Here is a 23,816-nt window from a genome sequence, read left to right on the forward strand (position 1 = left end):
GCCCGCCGGGTCGATGGGGTGCGCTAAAAGCCTTCGTAGCGAATGGCTTCCGCGGGCGCGCCGATGGCGACCAGTTGGTCGATGGTGTTGCGGACCATGGCCGCGCCGCCGCACACCAGGATCTGGTGGTGGTCGAGCGGGCCGAAGCGTTCGGGGATGTCGGCGATGGTGCCCGGCATCATCTCCTCCGGGCGGAAGCCGAGATCGACGCGGCACTGTTCGTACCAGGGGTCGGTCAGGTCCGGGTCGTACTCGTCCTGCACCACGGGAATGACCGTGAGCCAGGGCAATTCGCCGGCCAGCAGGAAGAGCATGTCCGAGGCGTAGAGGTCGCGGGGGTAGCGCCCGCCCACGAACAGGTGGGTGCGGGGCGGGTCGTCGCGCCGCGCCGTATCGAGCAGCAGTGCGCGCAGCGGCGCGAGCCCCACACCGTCCGCGAGCATGACCACGTCGGTGGTCTCCGGCTCCACCGCCAGCCAGCCCGCGGGCGCGCTGATCCGCCATTCGTCGCCGGGATGCGAGTCGGCCACGATGGACCCGCTGCACCACCCGCCCGGCACCGTCCGCACATGGAACTCGAGCTTCCCGTCCAGCGACGGCGGCAGCGCACAGTACATGCGCCGCGCCATGTTCGGATGCTGCGGCGTCCGCACCTCCACCGACTGGCCCGGCGCGAACGGCACGAACTCGCCGATCAGCCGCACCACCGTGGTGTCCTCACGCAGCCGGTGCGCGCCGACCACCGTGGCGGTCCACTCGGTCTGCTCGCCCAGCGGCAGCGCGCCGGTCTCCTCGGGGCCGATACTCAACGCGAACTCCTGCTCATCGATGTCTCTCGGTGTGGCGAGACCCCGCTCGCGCGGGTCTCAGCTCCTCACACCGGGTCCGAGCTTATCGCCGACATGGGCGTGCCCACCGCCATCAGCGCGCGACGGGTATCCGCGATCATGGTTGCCGACCCGGCGATCTGGATCTGGCGGTCGGTCCACGCGCCGAAACTGGCGACCACCGCGCCCAGGTTGCCGATCAACCTGCGGTGCATGCCGAACGGGGTTTCGGCGGGCGGGTAGGGGTGCCACCACGGGTTGGTCTCGTTCTCGCAGACCGGGACCACGGTGAGCCACGGATTGGATTGGGAGAGCTGCCACATGTTCTCCACGTCGTAGAGATCGCACGGGTAGCGCCCGCCCATGAACAGGTGCACGCGCGGATTGATGCCGCGGCGGCCCATTTCGATCAGCTGCGCCCGCAGCGGCGCGATGCCGGTGCCGGAGCCGATCATGAGCACGTCCTTGCGGGTGCTCAGGTCCACGTGCAGTCCGCCCAGCGGGGCCGCGATCATCCAGCGGTCGCCGACCTGGGTCTCGTTCACGATGGCCGGGCTCACCCAGCCGGTGCGCACCTTGCGCACATGGAATTCGATCTCGCCGTACGGGTTCGTCGGAATCGCCGGCGACAGGTAGCGCCACATCTTGGGCCGCTGCGGAATGGCGATGGGCACGTACTGCCCGGCCTGGTACGGGATCGGGGTGTCGGTCTGCAGCCGGACGATGGCCAGATCGTCCACCACCCGCCGATGCCCGACCACCGTCGCCTCCCAATAGGGCTGCGATTTATCGGAATTGGCCCCGATGGCCATGGACGCCGAGATCAGGATGGTGATGTCGCGCCAGCCCGCCTCGAGTTGCCGCGACCAGTTGGCGGTCCCGTTGTAACTGCGGAAGGCGTGCAGCAGGGCGCGGCCGGCGATGTCGTAGTGCGCGGCCTCCACCCCGTACTTGCGGTGGTCGCGCGCGAGTTGCTCCAGGAAGCGTTGCGCGCGATCCCAGTCCTCCAGATTGTCGAGCACGAATTGGATGGCCGTGACCAACCGCTTGGGCTGCATGTCCATGGCGGAGGGGAACAGCTCCCGCAGGGCGGGAATCTCCGCGAAAAGATGACCGTAGAACGCGCTGATCAGCCGTTCGGGCCCGTGCGGGGCCTCGACGACTGTCCGAAAGTTTGCGCGGACCAGCGCTGCCGAACGCGCATCCACGACGTCGAGCTTTCCTTCCTGTGCTGCTACCCCGGTACGCCTGCTGCCAGGCGGCCCTCCGCGTCAAGTATCCCTGAAAACCTGGTGGTCGCACGGATATAGCGGAGGCTGATCGATTTGGGCCCGTTGGGAGGTATGGGCGCAACTCGAGGTTCAGATCACGAGGACTGTCTTGCCTCGCGCACCGGGCGCGCCGATCACGTCGGCGGCCTCCGCCAAGGGCGGCATATTGCTGATCGGAACCATCAGGTCGCTGTTGCCCACCAGTCGCAGGAGTTCCCGCAATTCGGCTGCGCCACCTGTGGATTCGAGATTACCACCGGTGACTCCGCGTGCCTTCAGGTCCTCCTCGTCGGCGGACCACACGGTCGAATAGGCCGCCCCGCCCGGCTTCACCAGGCTCGCGTTGTCGGCGAAGACCGGTGGCGGCGAGACCAGATCGAAGAGCACGTCGATGCCGCCCGGATCGGTGATCCGCACCGAATCGGCTACCGACGGCTCCGAGTCCAGGGCATGGGTGGGGGAGTCGGTGACGGTGATGCGGCCGTAGTTCACCACCTCGGTCGCGCCCAGCCGGATCATGCGATCGGTGTCGTCGGGGCGGGCGGTGGCGAGGACGTGGGCGCCGGCCAGCGCGCCGAGCTGCACGAGATAGGAGCCCACCCCGCCCGACGCGCCCACGATCAGGATCTTCTGACCGCCCTTGACCCCGGCGGCGTGCATGAGGTCCAGTGCGGTGATGCCCGCCGTCGGCAGTGCCGCGGCCCGGATCGCGGTGACCTCGTCCGGCAGCTTCGCGATCGTGCTCTCGCACGGCACCACGATGTACTCGGCGAAGGTGCCGTGCCCGACCGGCGGGACGAGGAACTTCCCGACCACCCGGTCCCCGATCTCGAAATCGTTGACCCCCGACCCGACCGCGGAGATCGTCCCCGCCCCGTCGGTACCGGGAATCAGCGGAAAGTCGTGGGGGAGTTTGCCGTCCAGGAAACCGTCCATGATCCGCTTGTCGAACGGGTTGACTCCGGCCGCTTCCAGCTGGATCTGTACCTGGCCCGGTCCGACCTCGGGAATCGGCATGTCGGCGGCCTCGGGCCGGCCTCCGAACTCACGGACGACGATCGCGCGCATTGCTGCTCCTCCATGTCGGGCCTTCTCGAAAGGGGTTTCAGGGGAAGCCCCTGAGAGTTCCGCGAGTTGGCTTGCGATGAGCTGGTGTGATGCGTCAACGAATGGGGTCATCGTACGCGTAGCGTAGAAAAGGCCCTTGGACTCTGGACCCGGCGTCGAAAACTGGTCAGACTTGAGCGGAACAGACTCAACTTCTACCGCGTTGTAGTCAGCAACGACTAGTAGGAAGGTGACAGTGGACTCGTTCAATCCCACCACCAAGACCCAGGCGGCCCTGACCGCCGCACTCCAGGCGGCCTCCGCCGCGGGAAATCCGGAGATCCGTCCGGCGCACTTGCTGGTGGCGTTGCTGGATCAGACCGACGGCATCGCCGCCCCCTTGCTCAAGGCCGTCGCAGTCGACCCGGCGACGGTGCGACGCGAGGCCCAGGACATCGTCGACCGGCTGCCCCGTGCGAGCGGCGCGACCACCACCCCCAACCTCGGGCGCGAGGCTCTCGCCGCGGTCACCGCCGCGCAGCGACTGGCCACCGAGATGGGCGACGAGTACGTCTCCACCGAACACATGATGGTCGGCCTGGCCCAGGGTGATTCGGATGTTCAGCAATTGCTGCTGAAGTACGGCGCGACCGCCGACGCGCTGCGCGAGGCCTTCACCGCCGTGCGCGGCAACACCCGTGTCACCAGTGCCGATCCGGAGGGTCAGTACCAGGCGCTGGAGAAGTACTCCACCGATCTGACCGCCGCCGCCCGCGAGGGCAAGCTGGACCCGGTCATCGGCCGTGATCACGAAATCCGCCGTGTCGTACAGGTTCTGAGCCGCCGCACCAAGAACAACCCGGTGCTCATCGGCGAGCCGGGCGTCGGCAAGACCGCCATCGTGGAGGGCCTGGCGCAGCGCATCATCGAGGGCGACGTCCCGGAATCGTTGCGCGGCAAGAAGCTCATCTCACTCGACCTGGGCGCGATGGTGGCCGGCGCGAAGTACCGCGGTGAATTCGAGGAGCGGTTGAAGGCCGTGCTCGAGGAGATCAAATCCTCCGCGGGGCAGATCATCACGTTCATCGACGAGCTGCACACCATCGTGGGCGCCGGCGCCACCGGCGAATCCGCCATGGACGCGGGCAACATGATCAAGCCCATGCTCGCCCGCGGCGAGCTGCGGCTGGTCGGCGCGACCACCCTCGACGAATACCGCCAGCACATCGAGAAGGACGCGGCCCTGGAACGCCGCTTCCAGCAGGTGCTGGTCGGCGAGCCGTCGGTGGAGGACACCGTCGGCATCCTGCGCGGGCTCAAGGAGCGCTACGAGAACCACCACCACGTGCGCATCACCGACTCCGCGCTGGTGGCCGCCGCGACCCTGTCCGACCGCTACATCACCTCCCGGTTCCTGCCGGACAAGGCCATCGACCTGGTCGACGAGGCGGCGTCGCGGCTGCGCATGGAAATCGATTCCCGCCCCGTGGAAATCGACGAGATCGAGCGCGTCGTGCGACGGCTCGAGATCGAAGAGGTGGCGCTGGCCAAGGAGACCGACGAGGCCTCCAAGGCGCGGCTGGAGAAGCTGCGGTCCGAGCTCGCCGACGACCGCGAGAAGCTCAACCAGCTGATGACCCGCTGGCAGAACGAGAAGTCGGCCATCGACGCGGTCTCCGGGCTCAAGGAACAGCTCGAGACGCTCAAGGGCGAGTCCGAGCGGGCCGAGCGCGACGGTGACTACAACAAGGCCGCCGAGCTCCGCTACGGGCGAATCCCCAAGCTGGAGAAGGAACTCGCCGAGGCCGAGGCCAAGGCGAAGACCGCCGCCGACGGTGACGTCATGCTCAAGGAGGAGGTCGGCACGGACGATATCGCCGAGGTGGTGTCGTCGTGGACCGGTGTCCCCGTGGGCAAGATGATGGAGGGCGAGACCCAGAAGCTGCTGCGCATGGAGGACGAGCTGGGCAACCGGGTCGTCGGGCAGCGCGAAGCCGTGCAGGCGGTGTCGGATGCCGTGCGCCGCGCGCGGGCCGGGGTCGCCGACCCCAACCGTCCGACCGGTTCCTTCATGTTCGTGGGCCCCACCGGTGTCGGTAAGACCGAGCTCGCGAAGGCGTTGGCGGACTTCCTGTTCGACGACGAGCGCGCCATGGTCCGCATCGACATGAGCGAGTACTCCGAGAAGCACTCGGTGGCCCGCCTCGTCGGTGCGCCTCCCGGCTACGTCGGATACGACCAGGGCGGCCAGCTGACCGAGGCGGTGCGGCGACGCCCGTACACGGTGGTGCTGTTCGACGAGATCGAGAAGGCCCACCCGGACGTCTTCGACATCCTGCTGCAGGTGCTCGACGAAGGTCGGCTCACCGACAGCCAGGGCCGCACGGTCGACTTCCGCAACACCATCCTCATCCTGACCTCGAATCTGGGTGCGGGCGGTGACAAGGAGACCGTCATGGCCTCGGTGCGCCGCGCCTTCAAGCCGGAGTTCCTGAACCGGCTCGACGACGTGGTCATGTTCCACGCCCTCGACGAGGAACAACTCGAGCACATCGTGGACATCCAGCTGAACCAGCTGCAGAAGCGGCTCTCGCAGCGCCGCCTGAAGCTGGACGTGTCCGACTCGGCCCGCTTCTGGCTGGCCGTGCGCGGATACGACCCGGCCTACGGTGCGCGCCCGCTGCGCCGCCTCATCCAGCAGGCCATCGGCGACTCGCTCGCCAAGGAACTGCTGGCCGGGGAGGTCCAGGACGGCGACATCGTGAAGGTCAACGTCACCCCCGACGGCGACAACCTCATCGTCGGGCGCTGACCAGCGCAAATATCGGCCCCCGTGCGAACTTCGGTTCGCGCGGGGGCCTTTCTGTTTGGGAACCGTCCGGTCGAGTTCGCGGCTCAGTAGCCGTTCCCCGCCTACCCTGGAGGCCATGACTAATCCGAGCGATCCGTGGTCGCGGCGGCCGGAACCGGGCCAGGAGAGTGGGCCGACCGAGCAGTCCGGACCGGGCGGCCAGCCCTCGGAGAACAGTCCGACCGACTATTTCGGGCAGCCGCCCGGGCCCGACGCCACCCGCGTCCTGCCGCCCGCCGACGCCCAGTGGGGCGGCTACGAGACCGGCGGGGGATACGAGCCGACGGCCGTCTACCCGACGGCGCCGGGAGAGCAGCCGACGAGTAGTTATGGCGCTCCGGCCTATCCGGGCGGGCCCGGCTATCCGGGCGGGCCGGGGATGCCGACCGGCGGATATCAGCCCGCGGGGTTCCCGCAGAACCCGCCGCCGCCCCCGCCCAAGCGCAACACCACCCTGTGGATCGCCCTGGCCATCGCCGCCGTGATCGTGGTCGCCATCGCCGGCGTCCTGATCGGAACGATGCTGGGGAACAAGGATTCGTCGACCTCGGCCGCCGCCTCCAGCAGCGTCGTGACCTCCGGATATCCGCAGCCCGGCAACACGTCCGCGCTACCACTACCCAGCGGCATCCCGACCATTCCGGGCCTCGGCGATCTGGATCAGCTCGGCGCGAACATGGGCACCATCGCCAGCAACGACGGCTCGACCCTGACCATCACCTCTTTGTCCGGCGACAAGGTCACCGTGAAGACCGACGCCAAGACACAGGTGATATCCCTCGGCAGCACCAAGGTGGCGGACCTCCCCGTCGGGGAAGTCGTTATGGTGCAAGGTGATAAGAACGCCGACGGCTCCATTCAAGCGAAGCTGATCTTCAGCACCTCCTTGCCGAGCGGAACCCGATGAATCCACTTACGGTTGCCCCGACCTGAAGGTTCGCGGCGCGTCTCGTTCTGGACTGAGCGGAGCGGGGGAGCGAAGCGGAGGAGCGGAGGGAGGGAAGAACGAGACCTCCAGCGCCGCGAACCCGCCCGGAGCGAAGCGGAGGGCAAATAAACACAGATAGGGTAGGCGGCGATGACGGCGATATGGTTCGGGCTGGCGGCGATCGCACTGGTGGGTGCGATCGTGCTGCTCTATTTCGATCGGCTGCAACGGCAGCGCACCGGGCACGTGCGGCAGGTCTGGGCGAAATCCCAGGGCTACACCTATGTTTCGGTGGAGCCCGCGCTCGCCTCGACCTGGCGGCGCGGCGCGCTGGCCAAACTCGGCTACCTGTCCGCGGTGGACGTGGTCTCCGGCAACCGCAAGGGCGAGAAGTTCGTGCTCTTCGATCTCGAGGACGCCGCCACCCTGGTCGCGGTGCGCCGGCAGATCGGCTCGGACATCGATATCGACCTGCGGCTGAAAACCGCGGCGCCGCCGAAGGATCACGATCTGGAACTGCTCGGCGCCATCGGTGACCGGGTGGTCTTCGCCACCAATCCGGACATCGCCCGGCACGCGGTGGACCAGCGCATGGTGGCGTTCATCGAGTCGCTGCCCGACTCGGTGCAGCAGCTGTGGTCCGAGGGCAACTGGACCCTGGGCATGCTGCCGGTCGGGGCCGTCGCCAAGGACTGGGAGATGGCCATCGACGCGGTGCTGCGGCTGTCGGGTCTGCTGCACGTGCTGCCGCCGGTCATCAATACCGAGCGCGGCCGGGACGAACTGCCCGAACCCGGCAGCTCCCGCCCGATCCCCATGGACGACGACTACGACGGCCACGACGAGTACGGCGACTACGGCGACGACGAACCCGCCCGTCCGCCGCGCCCCCGTCCCGACGCCGACGACTCCCCGCTGGTCAGCGATATCGCGGGCGCCGGTGAACCGGAGGACGGCGAGCCCGAGAACTGGCGTCCCGCACTGAAGGTCGTGCCGGACCCGCGCAATCGGCCGCGCCGCAACTGGCCGCCCGCCCCGGAGGGCGAGTCCGAGTGGGACGAGCAGGACGGTCCGCGCCGCCCCGATGACGAAGACCGTTGGGCCGAGGCCGAATCCGACGAGCCCGGCGACGACCCCGATCGTGAGCCCGAGGAGGGCTGGCGCAAGGATCAGGGCCGCAGCGCCCCGCCCGGCGGGCCCTTCCACCCGGGATTCCGTCCGTATCAGGGACCGACTCCGCGGTGACCTGCCGCGGTGCGACGCAGCGAGGTGACTCGCCGCGGCGCGCCGCAGCCACGTCGCATCTGCGGGAATTCGCAGCCTGTGGGAGGGGCAGGGACCAGAATGGGGGCGCAGTTCCGGTCATCGCCGACCGCTCCTCCGTTGTGCGAGTGATAGGCCGTCGATGACCGAGAGTTCCCCTGCAGCGCGCCTGCCCGGCGCGCATCGTCCGGTGGCCCTGGTCACCGGGCCCACCTCCGGCATCGGCAAGGCGTACGCCACCCGGCTCGCCTCGCTCGGTTACGACCTGGTGCTGGTGGCGCGTGATGAGGACCGGCTGGCCGCGCTGGCACACGACGTACAGGTGCGGTTCGGCGCGCGAGCCGAGGTATTACCGGCCGACCTGGGACATCCACACGATCGCGATCTGGTGGCGGCCCGGTTGGCCGATGGCGTCGAATTCCTGGTCAACAACGCGGGATTCGGCATGTCGGGCGAATTCTGGACGCAGGCGCCGGACGCCCTGCAGCACCAACTGGATGTGAACGTCACCGCCGTGGTGCAGCTGACCCGGGCGGCCCTGCCGCCCATGCTGCACGCGGCCAAGGGCACCGTGGTGAATGTGGCCAGCACCGCGGGCCTGATCCCCGGACGGGGATCGACCTACTCGGCCTCCAAGGCGTACGTCGTATCCTTCTCCCAAGGGCTGGCAGGCGGGCTGGCCGGGACCGGAGTTCGGGTGCAGGCACTGTGCCCGGGTTTCGTCCGCACCGAATTCCATGAGCGAGCCGGAATCGACATGACCTCGCTGCCGCGACCACTGTGGTTGACCGTGGACGAGGTGGTAGCCGGTTCGCTGCACGACTTGGAGAAGGACCGGGTGATCAGCGTGCCCGGAATGCAGTACAAAGCGATCGTCGCGATCGCAGGGCTTATCCCACGATCCCTGGCGACCCGCCTGAACCGGGGCCTGTTCAACGCACGCGGAAGGACATAGACACAGCAATGCAGGTAACGACGACCGACCGGGACAGACTCGCGGCTCTGGTACGTGACCTCGCCGTCGTACACGGCCGGGTCACCCTGTCCTCGGGCAAGGAAGCGGACTACTACGTGGACCTGCGCCGCGCCACCCTGCACCACGAGGCCGCCCCGCTGATCGGCAAGTTGCTACGTGAACTCGTGGCGGACTGGGACTTCGACGCGGTGGGCGGGCTCACCATGGGCGCGGACCCGGTGGCGGCCGCGGTCATGCACGCGCCGGGGCGTCCCATCGACGCGTTCGTGGTGCGCAAGGCGGCCAAGACCCACGGCATGCAGCGGCAGATCGAGGGTCCGGACATCGTGGGCAAGCGGGTGCTGGTGGTCGAGGACACCACCACGACCGGCAATTCGCCGCTGACCGCCGTGCGTGCGCTGCGGGACGCCGGCGCGATCGTGGTCGGTGTGGCCACGGTGGTCGACCGTGAGACCGGGGCCGACGGCATCATCGCCGCGGAGGGCCTCGAGTACCGGTCCATCCTGGGACTGAAGGACCTCGCGCTCGGCTGAGGACAAAAGTCCTTACTGATTGATTAACAGGACTTTGCTCTGGGCTGAACCCTTGCTCTGGGTTAGCCTGGTGCTGGTCTTACGTCCGACAAAGGTGTTGTGAAGGGTCGTGTGAGTCACCTGTGGTGAGCATTGCAATCAATAAGGGTCATCAAAATATTGCGATGCTCGGCATCGGCGCTTACCGGCCCCAGCGCCTGGTCAGCAACGCCGAGGTATGCGAGGTTCTGGACTCCACCCCGGAGTGGATCTTCGAGCGCACCGGCATTCACAATCGGCGCTGGATCTCCGGCGACGAGACGCTGCGCACCATGGCGGTGGCGGCGGGCAACCGGGCGCTGAACAACACCGGCATCGATCGCTCCAAGATCGGCGCGCTCATCTTCTGCACCTCCAGCTGGCTCAAGCTGACCCCGCACGGTGCGCCGACGGTGGCCGCCGACCTCGGCATGAACGGCATCCCGGCCTTCGACCTGACCTCCGGCTGCGGCGGTTTCGGCTACGGCCTGGGTGTCGCCACCGACATGATCCGCTCCGGCTCGGCCGAATACATCCTGGTCATCGGCGCGGAAACGATGACCGTGGGCCTGGATCCGAAGGACCGCGGCACCGCCATGATCTTCGGCGACGGTGCGGGCGCGGTCGTGGTCGGACCCAGCGAGGAGAACGGCATCTCGCCGACCGTGTGGGGCTCCGACGGCGAGAACGCCGAGGCCATCGCCCAGGACGTGGACTTCCTGGAGTTCATGAACAAGGCGCAGCGGCTGCAGGGCACCGACCCCGAGGTCGAGCCGGTGGGGCGGATGTCGCTGCACATGGAGGGCCCCAAGGTCTTCCGCTGGGCCGCGGTCACCCTGCCGCGCGCGCTGTCCAGCGCCATCGAGCTGTCCGGCGTGGCGAAGGAAGACATCGAGATCTTCATCCCGCACCAGGCCAATGCCCGGATCAACGAGCTCATGAAGAAGAATCTCGGCCTCGCCGACGACATTCCGATGGCCAATGACATCGAGAACACCGGCAACACCTCGGCCGCCTCGATTCCGCTGGCCATGGAGGAGATGCTGGTGAGCGGCAAGGCCAAGGGCGGTCAGCTGGCGCTGCTGCTCGGCTTCGGCGCGGGCCTGTCCTACGCGGGCCAGGTCGTGGTGCTGCCGCCGGCTCCGGCCGAACCCAGCTTCTGATGGCCCGCCCTTTCCGTGCCGCGTTCGTCGGCGCGGCGGCGGTGACCGTGTTCGGCGCGGTCACCGGACGTGAGAAATTGCAGTGGGCGGCAAAGCCTTTGCTGATGCCGCTGCTGGCCGCGGATGTGGTCGTGAACGGCACGTATCTCGATCGCGCCGATCGCACGGTGCTGCTCGGATCCTTGGCCGCCGCGACCGTCGGCGACGTCCTGCTCATCGACCCCGACGATGATCGCCGATTGATAGCGGGCGCTTCGTCTTTCGCGGCCATGCAGACCGGGTACTCGTGGCTGTGGTTCCGGCGCGGCGGTCGGCCGCGCGCGCAGATCGCGGTGCCGCGGGTGGCGGCGTGGCTGGGCGCGGCGACGCTGATGCGCTTCAGGGCGCCGACGGTCGCGATTCCGCTCACCGCCTACGGTGCGACCCTGGGCACGGCGGCGACGCTGGCCTCGGATCCGGACCTGGCGCGGGACGCGAAGAATATCGCGGGCGTGAATGTTCCGAATGCCGACCCGCGCAGCCGATTGGGTGTGGGCGCGCTGCTGTTCACCCTGTCCGACGGATTGATCGTGCTGCGGCGCATTTTCGCGCGCGGTGAGAAGTCGCGCCGAATCACCGAAGGCGTCATTCTCGGCACTTACGCCGCCGCGCAATACCTGCTCGCGGATCCCCGCGCACATCGTTAACCGAATCGGTGACTGTATCGGTCACCTGATCGGTCATAGAATTCGGCCGAGGCGGTGCCCGCGCTGGCGAAAGCCGCGGCGACCACGGCCATGGGCAACGAGGCAAGTTCTATCGGATCGTGGTCACAGAATCGAGTAGCTCGTGGCCCGCATCGTATTGCGTCCACCATGCGGTGTGTCCGAGAAAATAGTCGCTGTAGGCGATTTCGGCGTTCTTCGCATTGCCGCCGGGGATGACGCCGAGGAAGTAGTCGATTTCCGAGAGCTCGTATTCGCAATGGACGAGCGGCAACAGCGCCGGGAGGGCCCGGCGCTCGGCGGTCGTCAGCGGGCGCACCGATTCATAGCCCTCGAGCAGGGCTCGGACCTGATCGAACCGCACATTCGCCGGGCCGCCGTCGCGAATCGAAATCCAGTCCACGGCACTGCGTTCGATGGCCGTGGCGAGATCGTGGACGGCGGTGGTGCGGTCGCAGAGGCCGAAATCGATGACCGAGGCGACGTCGTGGTCGTGCCAGAGCAGGTTGGTGCCGTGCCAGTCATTGTGCGTCCACAGCGGTTCCAGGTCGGGCAGCAGCGGCCGCAGGCGCTCGTAGGCCGGGAGGTGGACGCGTTCCATGTCCGCGCGCCAGTCGTGTTCGGCCAGGAACGCGCCCAGTGCGGGGCGTTCGAGGGCTCGGCGCGCCACGGCGGCGAGGGGATCGGGGGAGGAGAAGAGGGTGAATCCCGCGAGCAGCGGCCGGGCCGGGCGACTCGGGGCCTCGTACCCGGCGGCGGCCAGGTGCAGCCTGGCCAGCATGTGCCCGGCGGCCGCCGACTCGTCGGGGGAACGGTAGGGCGACCAGGAGAAGACGCCCGCGTATGCATCGACGCCGATTCCGAGTTCCTGTACCTCGTAGGCGAATTCGCCGTGATCCAGGCTGCGCCGTACGCCAGGCACCGGAATCCCGCCCGCGCGCAGGTGAGCCATGAACCGGTGTTCCTCGCCGAGCGCGGCCGCGTCCCGCAGGGTCCGCGGCAGCCGCTTGACGATGACGTCACGCCCGTCCGGCAGTCGCACCCGCGCGGTGGCCGAGAGCGGCCGGGGGCTGCGCCAGGTGATGGCCGCGTCCGCGCCCAGCACCGCGTCCACCTCGGCGGAAGTCAGTGCGGGCCAATCGGGTTCGACGAGCTCGTCGAACCCCATGCCGTAGACGCGGCCGTCGGTCATCCGCGCCGGAACCGGACCAGGAGCGCGGTCACCGCCGCGGCCGCCAGGAAGGAGTACAGCGAGGCCGAGGACCACCAGCCGGGATGGATGTGGAGAGTGTCCTGCGCATTGGTCCAGAACTTCGTCCACCAGCCGATCGAGCCGGGATTGAACAGCTGATAGGTGACGAAGCCGATCGCCCAGGGCAGCAGCATGAGTGGCCGGGTGGGTGCGTTCTCGGTGAGGTTCCAGCCCGTCCGACCACGGCCGAAGAAATAGTCGACGATCAGCACCGCGCACAGCGGCACGAAGACCGAACCGATCAGCACCAGGAAGTTGGCGTAGTTGCTGAAGTCGCGCACCGGCAGCGCCAGGAGGGTGACGATCAGGCCGACCAGACCGGCCAGCAGGCGGCGGTCCACCCGGGGCAGCAGGTTCTGGATGGACATGGCGGTCGAATAGATATTGGCGAAGGACTGATCCGATTCGCGCAGCACCAGGACCGCGAAGAACACCCAGCCCGCGGCCACACCGAGAAAAGTGTCGAAGATGTTGTCGGCATTGCCCGCGTGCAGGATCGCGAGGATGCCGAGGCCGTAGCACCAGATCTGGGCGACGGAGTAGCCGGTCACGGTGGCCCCGGCGGCGGTTTTCGCCGAGCGGGAGTGCCGGGTGTAGTCGGCGGCCAGCGGCACGAAGGAGATCGATACCGCGAGGGTGCTGTCGACGGCGGGCCAGAAGCCGCTCCAGCTGGTGCCGGTGGGTAGCGGAATCGGTTGCCGCAGTAGCTGAACGGTGAAGTAGATCAGGGCGATGGCCACTGCCACCGAGACATACTTGCGCAGCGCCCGCACCGCGGACAGCGGCCAGATGGCCATGACGGTGGACAGCACACCGGCCGCGACGATGACGATCCAGTGCGGCACCTTGTCGTGGGTGAGCGCCGAGACGCCGAGGGTGATGACGGTGAGCTCGTACACGCCCCACCCGATGCACTGCACGATGTTGGCGACCGTCGGGACATACGACAGTCGTGTGCCGAACAGTCCTCGCAGCACCGCCATGGCGGGTGCGCCGGTGCGTGAACCGATGGCGGCGGGTCCGGCCACCATGGCCGAGCCGATCACCGTGCCGACCACGGTCGCCAGCAGCGCGCCGATGAGCGGCAGGCGCGAGCCCTCGGTGGGCGAGAGCACGACCGCCGCACCGCTGAACCCGATGAGACTGACCCCGATGTTCAGCCAGAACGCCGCCTGATCGGTGAACCCCAGCGTGCGCGGCGGCTCGGTGTCGAGCACCAGCGGCGCTTCTCTGTGGTCCTGCTTCTCGACGATCGTCATGTCGAGGATGCTACGGCCCGGATCAGGCAAAACCGGCAGCCAGGTGGCGCGCAGCGACCGCTCTGATATCTCAAACGTGCCCGCCGCACAGAGTGCGGCGGGCACGAGAGCTGAGAGAGTACATCCGAGTCACAGGCAGAGCATGATGCGGTCGCGGTTGGCCGGGTCGACGCGAATCGAAAGCGTGCCGCCCACAGCGATTCTCGGTTTCACCACCGGTTCCACGTCGAAGACGATGCTGCCGTAGTAGGTCTCCGACCCCGGCACCACCAGTTCGAGATCGAGTTCGGTGATCTCGGTGCAGTGGTCGGTGCGCTGGAGCGGATGGACGGCTTCGATGTTCGCCCAGCCCTCCAGCCCGTGGCGGCGCAGCCGCCGGTCCGAGCGGGACGGGCGTTGGGCCAACATCATGCCGAGACCCAGGAAGGTTCCGAAGAGACCGACCAGTGTGACGATTTGAACCGGCAATGTTCCGGGTGGGGTGAGCGGGACCAGCCAACCCAGCCAACACCCGAGAGCGACCAGATAGGCGGCCGTCACTCCGAGCACGGTTCGAACTATGCGCGCGTGGTCCATGACACCCTCCAACCACGGCTTACGGAACTCCAGGATAGTCCCGAATTTCGTATCAGGTGGCAGAACCCGCGAGGTCAGGGGCGGTATGGCGTCAGACCGACGCGCCGGAGGCGCGAAGCGCGGTGAGTGCGTCGAGGTCGAGTGGCAGGTTCAGTTCGTCGAGTTCGAGGGTGACCTGTCCGGCGTACTCACCGGTCGGCACGTAGCGACCGTCCCGCAGCCGGTGCGTCAGCAACCGCAGCGAATTCTCGGTCTCCAGCAGCCAGTAGTGCTCGATCCCCGCCGCCGCGTACTCGGCGAACTTCATGATCCGATCGACCCGCCGCGAACCCGGCGAGACGATCTCGATGGCGGCCAGGACATCCCCGGGCCATACCCGGGTGGCGTGTTCGGCGCCCGCCGCACCGCCCACGATCAGCACATCCGGCACCCGCACCGTCGGCGGCGAGCCCTCGTCGATGATCAATTCGATGCGCGCCATGGCCGCCACCCGCCGCGGCAGCGCCCGCTCCAATTGGGCGGCCAGCCGCCACACCGCGAGCTGATGCCGGGGCGGCTGCGGCGCGACCACGAGCACGCCGTCCACCAGTTCGCGGCAGTGCTTGTTGTTCTCGGGCAGCAGCGACCACTCGGCAATGGTCAGCAGGTGATTCGGCCAGTATTCAACCGATTTCAGCAATTCCGCGGAACTCGACCGAGTCATGCCCCCCAGTCTTCCACGCTCCGCAACCTCGCAGCGACGTTTAGCCTTTCAAGCGCAAAACCGCCAGCACGCGCCGATGATGCAGATCCGAGGGCGGCAATTCCAGTTTGGTGAAGATGTTGCCGATGTGCTTCTCGACCGCGCGCTCGGTCACCGTCAGTGCCTGCGCGATGGCCGAATTCGACAATCCCTGGGCCATGGATTCCAGCACCTCGCGCTCGCGCGGGGTCAGCCGGGCCAGCGAATCCTGTTGCCGGGCAGCGCCCATGAGCTGGCTCACTACCTCAGGATCCAGGGCGGTGCCGCCGGTGGCGACCCGGCGCAGCGCCTCGATGAAATCGGTTACATCGGCGACCCGGTCCTTGAGCAGGTAGCCGACGCCCCCGGCACCCGCGGCCAGCAGTTCGGTGGCATAACGGGTTTCGATCCATTGGGAGAACACCAGCACACCGGTGCCGGGATGGCCGCGGCGCAGGGCGAGCGCGGCCAGCAGGCCCTCATCGGTGAAGCTGGGCGGCATTCGGACGTCCACCACGGCCACGTCCGGCGCATGCTCTGCCACCGCGGAATACAGACCGGTCGCATCGCCGACCGTGGACACCACCTCGAAGCCACGCTCGGCGAGCAATGCGGTGAGACCGTCCCGCAAGATGGCGTTGTCCTCGGCGATCACCACGCGCAGCGGCGCGTTCGGGGCATCCATGTCCTCGATCATCGCGGTCCCGCGATCGGCAACACCAGCGTGACCAGGGTCGGGCCACCGACCGGACTGTCCACGAACAGCGAGCCGTCCACCGAGCGCGCCCGTTGCGCCAGGCCCGAAAGCCCGCCCACCGCAACGGCTTCACCCGGCAGCTCGGCCGGTTGCAGCACGCCGCCCTGCCCGTTGTCGCGCACGGCCACCGACAGGCCGTCCTCCCCGGCGGGGAGCACGGCCACCCAGATCCGGGTCGCGGCAGCATGTTTCACCACATTGGTCAGCAATTCCGCGACCGAGAAGTAGGCGATGGCCTCGATGGCCGGGCTGGGCCGCACCGGCAGCAGCACCCGCAATTCCACCGGTATGGCGCAGCGGGCGGCCAGGGTCTCGAGCGCCGGCTCCAGCCCGAGTTCCAGGGCGGGCGGATGAATGCCACGCACCAATTCCCGCAATTCGGCCAGCGCCTCCTTGGAGCCCGTGCGCGCCAGGGTGATGAGCTCGATGGCATCGCCGCCGGTCGCCATGCGCTCCTCGGCGCGGCCCAGCATCATGGCGATGCTCACCAGCCGCGCCTGGGTCCCGTCGTGCAGGTCACGTTCGAGACGGCGCAGCGTCGCGGCCGCGTCGTCGACCGCGACGCGGCGGCTCTCCCGCAATTCGGCCAACTGGTGATCGCGGGCGGTCGGGGTGAGCAGCCAGCGGGAGAGCAGACGATGCGGCAGGCACACGCCGCGAAAGAGCCACGGCAGCAGGAAAAAGCCGAGGACGCCGACGGCCCCGAAGCCGAGTACCCGCGGCCAGGTGTCGAGGTAGTAGTCGCCGAACTGGACCATCGAATGGTGCGGCACCCCTTGGGCATCCACATTGACCGTGTTCCGTGTCGCCCACAGGATCGGGGACACGGCCACGAGGGCGGTGATGGCCACGATCATCAGCACGCCGTAACCGATGATCAGACCGAACAGCACCTCGACGAGCAGGAACAGCAATGCCCGCCACGAAGTCCGATCGGTGAACGCGCTGCGCAGCCAGCCGATCAAACCGGGCCTGGGAGTGAAGGGCGGTGGCTCGGGCAGCGCCGCGTCCAGCAACACCGCGCCCAGCACCCGATAGACCTTCCCCCACACCCGGCCGCCCAGCAGCATTACCGCCAGCAGCGGTACGCCGATCACGAACAGCGACAGATACACGCTGACGCCGATGGCCAGGAACAGATACAGGGCGGCCAGGCCGCCGAGCACGAAAACAATGATCAGATAGGCGAATTCCTTCCAGGTGCGAGCCCGGAAAGGCGTCGCCAGGAAGGTGATCAGCGCGTCGCGCGCTCCGCTGCCCCGCGGATTCGGTTGCGGTCCGGGCGGATCGAACGACAGGGTGGGAACGGCGGCTGTTTCGCTCATGTCTTCCATCGTCTCGTTGGCAGGTGTTCCGGGACGAGGGAGCAGACCCGTAAATGTTCGGTGTAGCCAGCACTACCCCCTAGCATTCTGCCCATGACTTACGATCCGCCGCCGCCGGGTTGGGATCCGCAGAATCAGGCGTTCGACAAGCCGCCGCAGGACCACAACCCGCAACAGCCGCAGGGCTACGGCTACGGACAGCAGCCCGGTTACAACCAGGGCTATCCCCAGAACCCGGGTCATCCCCAGCCGGCGCCGGGTTACTACCCGCAGGGTTATCAGAGCTACTACGGCATGCCCGCGCAGGATCACCCGCAGGCCGTCACCATCCTCATCCTCGGCATCCTGAGTCTGGTGCTCTGTTCGCTCGTCGGACCGGTGGCGTGGGTGCTGGGCAGCCGGGCGCGCAAGGAGATCCGGGATTCGGGCGGGGCCATCGGCGGCGGTGGCATGGTCACGGCCGGCTGGGTCTGCGGCATCGTCTCGTCCTGCCTGATGATCGGCGCGATCGTGTTCTTCGTGCTGCTCGCCGTCATCGGCGCGTTCGCCTCGCACTAGCGGCTACTACCATCGCGGGGTGAGTTCCGCCCCGACCGACGACGAAGCGCTCGCCCCCGGCCCGACCGAATGGGGTGAGCATCCACACGGTGTCGGACCGTGGCGCGAGGAATTCGGCGCCGAGCCGCCCGACGATCCGCGCCTGGACCCCGAACTGCTCGCCCACGGCGACCGCCGCAATGTGGTGGACGCCTACCGGTATTGGCGGCGCGAGGCCATCGTCGCCGATATCGACAGCCGTCGGCACCCCTTCCACGTGGCGATCGAGAACTTCGGGCACGACGCCAATATCGGCACGGTCGTGCGCACGGCGAACGCCTTCGCGGCGGCGGCCGTGCACATTGTCGGCCGCAAGCGCTGGAATCGGCGCGGCGCCATGGTCACCGATCGCTACCAGCACGTCCGACACCACACCGACACCGGCGAGCTGCTGCGCTTCGCGGCGGCGGCAGGGTTGACCGTGGTGGCCGTGGACAATGTCCCGGGCTCGGTGCCGCTGGAAACCGCTACCCTGCCCCGCGATTGCCTGCTGCTGTTCGGCCAGGAAGGCCCCGGCGTCACCGAGGCCGCGAAAGCGGGCGCGCTGCTGACCGTTTCGATCGCCCAGTTCGGCTCGACCCGCAGCATCAACGCGGGCGTCGCGGCGGGCATCGCCATGCACGCCTGGATTCGTCAGCACGCCGACCTCGGCAACGCGTGGTGACATCCGACTCTCGGTAACAAATCAGCCACGAACGATGGTGTCCGACTGGCACCATTAGTCCCATGACTTCGCGGACCGGGCGCAATATCGAGCCGACCGCTGCGCTGTGGTCGGAGCGCGCCGACCTGGCGGAATCCGCGATTCTCTCCCGTCACTTACGCAAGTTGTGGGCCGTTCCCGGCACCCAGCTCGGGGTGGTCGGGTGGCCCGCCACCAAGGGCGAGCGCACCTTCGCCTTCTGGCACTACTGGTGGCAAGCCCACTTGATCGACTGCGCGGTCGACGCCGCGAATCGCGCTCCGACCCCCGCCCGGCAGCGCCGGCTCTGGTCCATCGCGCACGCCATGCGGCTGCGCAATATCACCGGCTGGACCAACAACTACTACGACGACATGGCGTGGCTGACCATCTCCCTGGAACGCGCCGAGCGCACCCAGGGCGTCGAGGAGGTCCGCGGCGCGCTGCTCATCCTGGAGAAGGCGCTGGCCAACGGGTTCGAGCCGGAGTTCGGCGCGGTGCCCTGGCGCAAGGGCTCCGACTTCTTCAACGCGCCCGCGAACGGCCCGGTGGGCATCGCCATGGCCCGGCTGGGCCGCTACTCGCTGGCGCAGGAGCTGGCCGACTTCCTCGATACGCATCTGCGCGACAAGGAAACCGGGCTCATCTTCGACGGCATCCACCTACCGTCGGGCGAGGTGGAGAAACCGGTCTACAGCTACTGCCAGGGTGTGGCGCTGGGGCTGGAGACCGAACTGGCCGTGCATGTCGGCGAGCCCCGGCACGCCGAACGCGCGGTCCGCCTGGTCGACGCGATCGAGGAGCACCTGACCGATCGCGGCGTGGTGACCGGCGACGGCGGCGGGGACGGCGGCCTGTTCAACGGCATCCTGATTCGCTACCTGGCGCTGGCCGCGCTCATGCTGCCCGGCGACGAGCCCACCCAGGTGACCGCGCGGCGCAAGGCCGCCGCCATCGTCCGCGCCTCCGCGACCGCGGCCTGGGAGCACCGCCTCGACGTGGAGGGCGAACCGCTGTTCGGGGCGGACTGGCGGCAACCCGCACGATTGCCCGGCATCGCGGGCGCGGGCGGGTTCGAGGGCGGTTCGGTGAAGGGCTCGCGCAATCCCGAACGTGATCTGTCGGTGCAGCTTTCGGGGTGGAAGCTGATGGAGGCCGCGCACACGGTGACGGCCGCCGGACTCTAGGCCCGGTCGATCAGGCGTTGTGCGGCCGGATCACCGGAATCGGGACGGTTTGCGCTTCGGCCGTGTCCAGGTCGAAATCCTCGGCGGGACGCGCCATTTCGTTGCGATACTGCCGCACCCCGACCGCGGTGCCCAGGATCAATCCGACCACCAGCGTGCCGATGACCGCCGGCATCAGCCAGGACATGTCCTCGAGGAAACTGCCCGCGTAATAGCTGGCCAGCAGGATCACCGGGGCCCAGATCACCGCGCCGACGGTCGAGGCGATCGTGTACTTGCGGTGATCCATGCCCGCCGCACCGGCGACCAGCGGGCACAGCGTGCGCACCCACGGAATCCAGCGGGCCACCAGCACCGCGAGAAAGCCGTGTTTGTGCAGCATTTCCGAGACCCGCGCCAGATTGCGGGTGTTGATGTACTTGCCGTTCTTGCGCGCGACGATGTGATGCCCGGTCCGGCTGCCGAACACGTAGCCGACCTGATTGCCCGCGATGGCCGCGATCATGGTGCCGACCGAGAGCGCCCAGATGTGGCCCTCGCCGCCCACCTGCGAGGCCATCACGACGCCCGCGGTGATGAGCATGGAGTCGCCGGGCAGGAACAACCCGATGATGAGCGCGCACTCCAGGAAGACGAAGGTCAGCACGATCGTCCAGACGAGCACGGGTCCGGCGGTCTCCAGGGGGCCGAAGCCGCCCGAAGCGAGAGTGGTTAGCGGGCTGATCGACACCGATGGCTCAGCGGGTCGGCTCGTTCGTCGAGGTGGCCAGCTCGGCCTTCTCCGGGTGCTGCCCGCGGTGCAGCAGGTTCTTCGCGACCGTGATGATGCCCGGGAGGATGGACACGAACACGATCAGCAGGAAGATCGCCTCGACGTTCTTGCGGATGAATTCGACATTGCCCAGGAAGTATCCGAGCACGGTGACGCCGCCGCCCCACAGCACCGCGCCGATGATGTCGACCAGCGCGAACTTGCGGTAGTCCATCTTCGAGACACCGGCCAGCACCGGCATGAAGGTGCGCACGATGGGCACGAAGCGGGCCAGCACGATGGTCTTGGGGCCGTGCTTCTCGAAGAAGGCGTGCGTCTCGGTGATGTAGTGCTGTTTGAAGAAGCGGGTGTCTTCCTTCTTGAACAGCGCCGGTCCGATGGTCCGGCCGATCCAATAGCCGCTCTGATCGCCGAGCCAGGCCACGAACGCCGTGGCGGGCACCAGCCACCAGATGTTCATACCGGCCGGCGGGTGCGCCTGGGCCGCCAGCAGACCGCCAGTGAACAGCAGCGAGTCACCCGGCAGGATCGGGAACAGCAGGCCGGTCTCGATGAAGACGATGACCAGGATCGCCGGGAGCACCGCGTGCGAGAGCCAAGTCTCCGTCAGGAGGTGCATTGGATCCAAGATCGCGGGCAACGCGGCATTCGTGGTCACGGCATCGGATACGGCCAGCAAGGTCACGGCCACCACAGTACCGGTACCTCGGACATCACACCGATTCTCGATGGAACCTCACAAACTTGTGGGGTATGCGAGGCCATTGGCCCGGAGAAAAAGGGCTGTCCTATCGTGTCAGCTGACAGAATTTGTCGTACGCACCACACACAACACGGAGGTCACTGTGCCCATCGCGACTCCGGAGATCTACGCCGAGATGATTGCTCGGGCCAAGCAGAACTCCTTCGCGTTCCCCGCCATCAACTGCACGTCCTCGGAGACGATCAACGCGGCGATCAAGGGCTTCGCGGACGCCGGTTCCGACGGCATCATCCAGTTCTCCACCGGTGGTGCGGAATTCGGTTCCGGCCTCGGTGTGAAGGACATGGTGACCGGTGCCGTCGCGCTCGCCGAGTTCGCGCACGTGGTCGCCGCCCGCTACGACGTGACCATCGCGCTGCACACCGACCACTGCCCCAAGGACAAGCTGGACACCTATGTCCGTCCGCTGCTGGCCATTTCGAGCGAGCGCGTGAAGAACGGCCAGCACCCGCTGTTCCAGTCGCACATGTGGGACGGCTCGGCCATTCCGATCGACGAGAACCTGGAGATCGCGAAGGAGCTGCTGAAGCAGGCCGCCGCCGCGAACATCATCCTCGAGGTCGAGATCGGTGTCGTCGGCGGTGAAGAGGACGGCGTCGAGGCCGAGATCAACGACAAGCTCTACACCTCGCCCGAGGACTTCGAGAAGACCATCGACGCGCTGGGCGCGGGCGAGAACGGCAAGTACCTGCTGGCCGCCACCTTCGGCAACGTGCACGGCGTCTACAAGCCGGGCAATGTCGTGCTCAAGCCCGAGGTGCTGGCCGAGGGCCAGCGCGTGGCCGCCGCCAAGCTGGGCCTGGGCGCGGACGCGCAGCCGTTCGACTTCGTCTTCCACGGCGGTTCGGGCTCGCTGAAGTCGGAGATCGAGGACTCGCTGCGCTTCGGTGTGGTGAAGATGAACGTCGACACCGACACCCAGTACGCCTTCACCCGTCCGGTCGCCGGCCACATGTTCGCCAACTACGACGGCGTGCTGAAAATCGACGGTGAGGTCGGCAACAAGAAGGTCTACGACCCGCGCAGCTACCTCAAGAAGGCGGAGACCTCGATGGCCGCGCGCGTCGTCGAGGCCTGCAACGATCTGAACTCGGCGGGACGTTCGATCAGCGCCAAGTAAGCTCAACGGTCGGGATTCCGCTGAAATGGGCGGAATCCCGGGCAATTTACGAGCGGCGGGCGCGCCGCGGTCTCTATCGAGGCAGGTGGCATGACTGTCGATGTACGGGTCCTGGGCCCCGTGCAGCTGTTGGTCGCCGGTCGGTCCGTGCCGGTCGGCGGCCCCAAGCCGCGTGCGCTACTGGCGGCGTTGACCGTGAACCGGCGGCGCGCGGTGTCCTCTCAAGCGCTGGCCGACATCGTCTGGAACGACGATCCGCCGGACTCCTATCAGGCCAGTCTGCAAGTGTTCGTCTCGAACATTCGCAAGACCCTGCGAACGGCCGGCGTCGACCCGGTGGCGCTGCTGCGCACCGAATCCTCCGGCTACCGGCTGGAAATCGAAGACGACGAATGCGATCTGGGTCGCTTCGAGACGCTGCGCCGGGAGGGTTCGGAGGCCGCGTCGATCGGTGATCCGACCGCCGCGGCGCGGCTCTACGGTGAGGCGCTGGCGGAGTGGAGCGGCCGCGCCCTGGACGATCTGTCCGGGCTGGGCTTCGCCGAGAGCTTCGCGACCGCCATGGACGAGGAGCGGCTGTTGGTCGCCTCCGCGCGCATCGACTCCGAGATCGCCTTGGGCCGTGCGTCTTCGGTGGTCGGTGAACTGGTGTCGATGACCAATGCGCATCCGTTGCGGGAACCGCTGTGGGCGCAGCTCATCACCGCCCTGTACCTGTCCGGCCGCCAGGCCGACGCGCTCGACGCCTGCCGGCGGGTGCGGACGGTGCTCGCCGACGAGCTCGGCATCGATCCGGGGCCCGCGCTGATCGCGCTGGAGCAGAAGGTGCTGCGCCAGGAACCGTTGAGCACCGGGCAGATTCACGAGGTCGAGCGGATGGCCAAGGCCATGACCGAGACCGTCACCGAGATGCCGCGGGCGGTGCGCGCCGGGCAGCTGCGCATGGCGGACGGCCGGGTGATCCCGATCGGGGCCAACGGCATGAAGATCGGCCGCATGACCGACAACGATCTGGTGCTCGACGATCCCAAGGCCAGCCGGTACCACGCGCAGATCACCCCCAGCCGGGCCGGTCTGCTCATCAAGGATCTGCACTCCGCCAACGGCATCTACATCAACGAGGAGTCCATCGAATCGGCCGCGGTGCTGGCCGACGGGGACGCCATCCGGATCGGGACCACCGTGCTCACCTTCCAGGCCCTGCGCTGACGGCCGTCTCGATTC

Annotated in this window: 23 protein-coding genes; 12 read left to right on the forward strand and 11 right to left on the reverse strand. The window is 67.8% G+C overall.

The genetic code is table 11. From position 1 onward, the window contains the following. Positions 1-23 precede the first annotated feature (23 nt). The 3 genes from GPX89_RS23320 to GPX89_RS23330 form a co-directional block, all read right to left on the reverse strand. Positions 24-809, reverse strand: a complete 786-nt coding sequence (locus GPX89_RS23320) for an FAD-binding oxidoreductase (RefSeq protein WP_157389677.1) — start codon at positions 807-809, stop codon at positions 24-26. Between the two features lie 65 nt (positions 810-874). Beyond that, the gene (locus GPX89_RS23325) at positions 875-2,035 is read right to left on the reverse strand and encodes an FAD-binding oxidoreductase (RefSeq protein WP_328602211.1); all 1,161 of its coding nucleotides are present in this window, start codon (positions 2,033-2,035) and stop codon (positions 875-877) included. Between the two features lie 153 nt (positions 2,036-2,188). Continuing rightward, positions 2,189-3,166, reverse strand: coding sequence for an NADP-dependent oxidoreductase (locus tag GPX89_RS23330; RefSeq protein WP_157389678.1), 978 nt, complete (start codon positions 3,164-3,166; stop codon positions 2,189-2,191). A 235-nt stretch (positions 3,167-3,401) separates the two neighbouring features. Between GPX89_RS23330 and clpB the strand changes: the two genes are divergently transcribed. The 7 genes from clpB (at position 3,402) to GPX89_RS23365 (ending at position 11,563) form a co-directional block, all read left to right on the forward strand. Then, a complete protein-coding gene (gene clpB / locus GPX89_RS23335) occupies positions 3,402-5,957 on the forward strand; it encodes an ATP-dependent chaperone ClpB (RefSeq protein WP_328602212.1) in 2,556 nt (851 codons plus the stop codon). A 115-nt stretch (positions 5,958-6,072) separates the two neighbouring features. After that, a complete protein-coding gene (locus tag GPX89_RS23340) occupies positions 6,073-6,903 on the forward strand; it encodes a DUF5666 domain-containing protein (protein WP_157389679.1) in 831 nt (276 codons plus the stop codon). A 180-nt stretch (positions 6,904-7,083) separates the two neighbouring features. Next, positions 7,084-8,169, forward strand: a complete 1,086-nt coding sequence (locus GPX89_RS23345) for a hypothetical protein (protein ID WP_456237935.1) — start codon at positions 7,084-7,086, stop codon at positions 8,167-8,169. 160 nt (positions 8,170-8,329) lie between these two features. Continuing rightward, positions 8,330-9,142, forward strand: coding sequence for an SDR family NAD(P)-dependent oxidoreductase (locus tag GPX89_RS23350; RefSeq protein WP_157389681.1), 813 nt, complete (start codon positions 8,330-8,332; stop codon positions 9,140-9,142). Positions 9,143-9,150: 8 nt separating this feature from the next. Continuing rightward, positions 9,151-9,696: an orotate phosphoribosyltransferase gene (gene pyrE / locus GPX89_RS23355; RefSeq protein WP_157389682.1), complete on the forward strand. Its 546-nt coding sequence runs from the start codon at positions 9,151-9,153 to the stop codon at positions 9,694-9,696. Positions 9,697-9,818: 122 nt separating this feature from the next. Continuing rightward, complete coding sequence (locus tag GPX89_RS23360) at positions 9,819-10,877, forward strand: beta-ketoacyl-ACP synthase 3 (RefSeq protein ID WP_328602213.1); 1,059 nt, start codon at positions 9,819-9,821, stop codon at positions 10,875-10,877. Beyond that, positions 10,877-11,563 carry a lysoplasmalogenase gene (locus tag GPX89_RS23365; protein WP_157389684.1) on the forward strand — a complete coding sequence of 229 codons (687 nt, stop codon included), beginning with the start codon at positions 10,877-10,879 and terminating at the stop codon, positions 11,561-11,563. Before GPX89_RS23360 ends, GPX89_RS23365 begins: the two co-directional genes overlap by 1 nt. A 109-nt stretch (positions 11,564-11,672) precedes the next feature. On the opposite strand, the gene GPX89_RS23370 is transcribed toward GPX89_RS23365, so the two are convergent. The 6 genes from GPX89_RS23370 to GPX89_RS23395 form a co-directional block, all read right to left on the reverse strand. Next, positions 11,673-12,773: a phosphotransferase enzyme family protein gene (locus GPX89_RS23370; protein WP_157389685.1), complete on the reverse strand. Its 1,101-nt coding sequence runs from the start codon at positions 12,771-12,773 to the stop codon at positions 11,673-11,675. Beyond that, entirely contained in the window at positions 12,770-14,092 is a 1,323-nt protein-coding gene (locus tag GPX89_RS23375) for a purine-cytosine permease family protein (RefSeq protein WP_157389686.1), read from the reverse strand. The genes GPX89_RS23370 and GPX89_RS23375 overlap by 4 nt, the downstream gene beginning before the upstream one ends. 129 nt (positions 14,093-14,221) lie before the next feature. Then, positions 14,222-14,641, reverse strand: coding sequence for a hypothetical protein (locus GPX89_RS23380; RefSeq protein ID WP_456237934.1), 420 nt, complete (start codon positions 14,639-14,641; stop codon positions 14,222-14,224). Between the two features lie 118 nt (positions 14,642-14,759). Beyond that, positions 14,760-15,371: a Uma2 family endonuclease gene (locus GPX89_RS23385; RefSeq protein WP_157389688.1), complete on the reverse strand. Its 612-nt coding sequence runs from the start codon at positions 15,369-15,371 to the stop codon at positions 14,760-14,762. A gap of 40 nt (positions 15,372-15,411) precedes the next feature. Next, a complete protein-coding gene (locus tag GPX89_RS23390) occupies positions 15,412-16,074 on the reverse strand; it encodes a response regulator transcription factor (RefSeq protein WP_157389689.1) in 663 nt (220 codons plus the stop codon). 8 nt (positions 16,075-16,082) lie between these two features. After that, complete coding sequence (locus GPX89_RS23395; RefSeq protein WP_235947776.1) at positions 16,083-17,471, reverse strand: sensor histidine kinase; 1,389 nt, start codon at positions 17,469-17,471, stop codon at positions 16,083-16,085. Between the two features lie 93 nt (positions 17,472-17,564). Between GPX89_RS23395 and GPX89_RS44760 the strand changes: the two genes are divergently transcribed. From GPX89_RS44760 to GPX89_RS23410, 3 genes are all read left to right on the forward strand, one after another. Then, positions 17,565-18,029: a DUF4190 domain-containing protein gene (locus GPX89_RS44760; RefSeq protein ID WP_235947780.1), complete on the forward strand. Its 465-nt coding sequence runs from the start codon at positions 17,565-17,567 to the stop codon at positions 18,027-18,029. 19 nt (positions 18,030-18,048) lie between these two features. Further along, a complete protein-coding gene (locus GPX89_RS23405) occupies positions 18,049-18,732 on the forward strand; it encodes a TrmH family RNA methyltransferase (protein WP_328602214.1) in 684 nt (227 codons plus the stop codon). Positions 18,733-18,794: 62 nt separating this feature from the next. Then, positions 18,795-19,937, forward strand: a complete 1,143-nt coding sequence (locus GPX89_RS23410) for a glycoside hydrolase family 76 protein (RefSeq protein ID WP_157389691.1) — start codon at positions 18,795-18,797, stop codon at positions 19,935-19,937. A 10-nt stretch (positions 19,938-19,947) separates the two neighbouring features. Here GPX89_RS23410 and GPX89_RS23415 read toward each other — a convergent pair whose 3' ends face one another. Continuing rightward, complete coding sequence (locus tag GPX89_RS23415; protein ID WP_328602215.1) at positions 19,948-20,667, reverse strand: DedA family protein; 720 nt, start codon at positions 20,665-20,667, stop codon at positions 19,948-19,950. A gap of 7 nt (positions 20,668-20,674) precedes the next feature. Continuing rightward, entirely contained in the window at positions 20,675-21,328 is a 654-nt protein-coding gene (locus tag GPX89_RS23420) for a DedA family protein (RefSeq protein ID WP_157389944.1), read from the reverse strand. A gap of 226 nt (positions 21,329-21,554) precedes the next feature. Here GPX89_RS23420 and fbaA point away from each other — a divergent pair, with 226 nt between their 5' ends. Together fbaA and GPX89_RS23430 are read left to right on the forward strand one after the other, a co-directional pair. Then, positions 21,555-22,592: a class II fructose-bisphosphate aldolase gene (gene fbaA, locus GPX89_RS23425; RefSeq protein WP_328602216.1), complete on the forward strand. Its 1,038-nt coding sequence runs from the start codon at positions 21,555-21,557 to the stop codon at positions 22,590-22,592. A 90-nt stretch (positions 22,593-22,682) separates the two neighbouring features. Continuing rightward, entirely contained in the window at positions 22,683-23,801 is a 1,119-nt protein-coding gene (locus GPX89_RS23430; RefSeq protein ID WP_157389692.1) for a BTAD domain-containing putative transcriptional regulator, read from the forward strand. The last annotated feature ends 15 nt before the right edge of the window (positions 23,802-23,816 follow it).

Origin of the sequence: Nocardia terrae (assembly GCF_009760405.1) — a bacterium.
GTDB classification, from domain to species: domain Bacteria; phylum Actinomycetota; class Actinomycetes; order Mycobacteriales; family Mycobacteriaceae; genus Nocardia; species Nocardia terrae.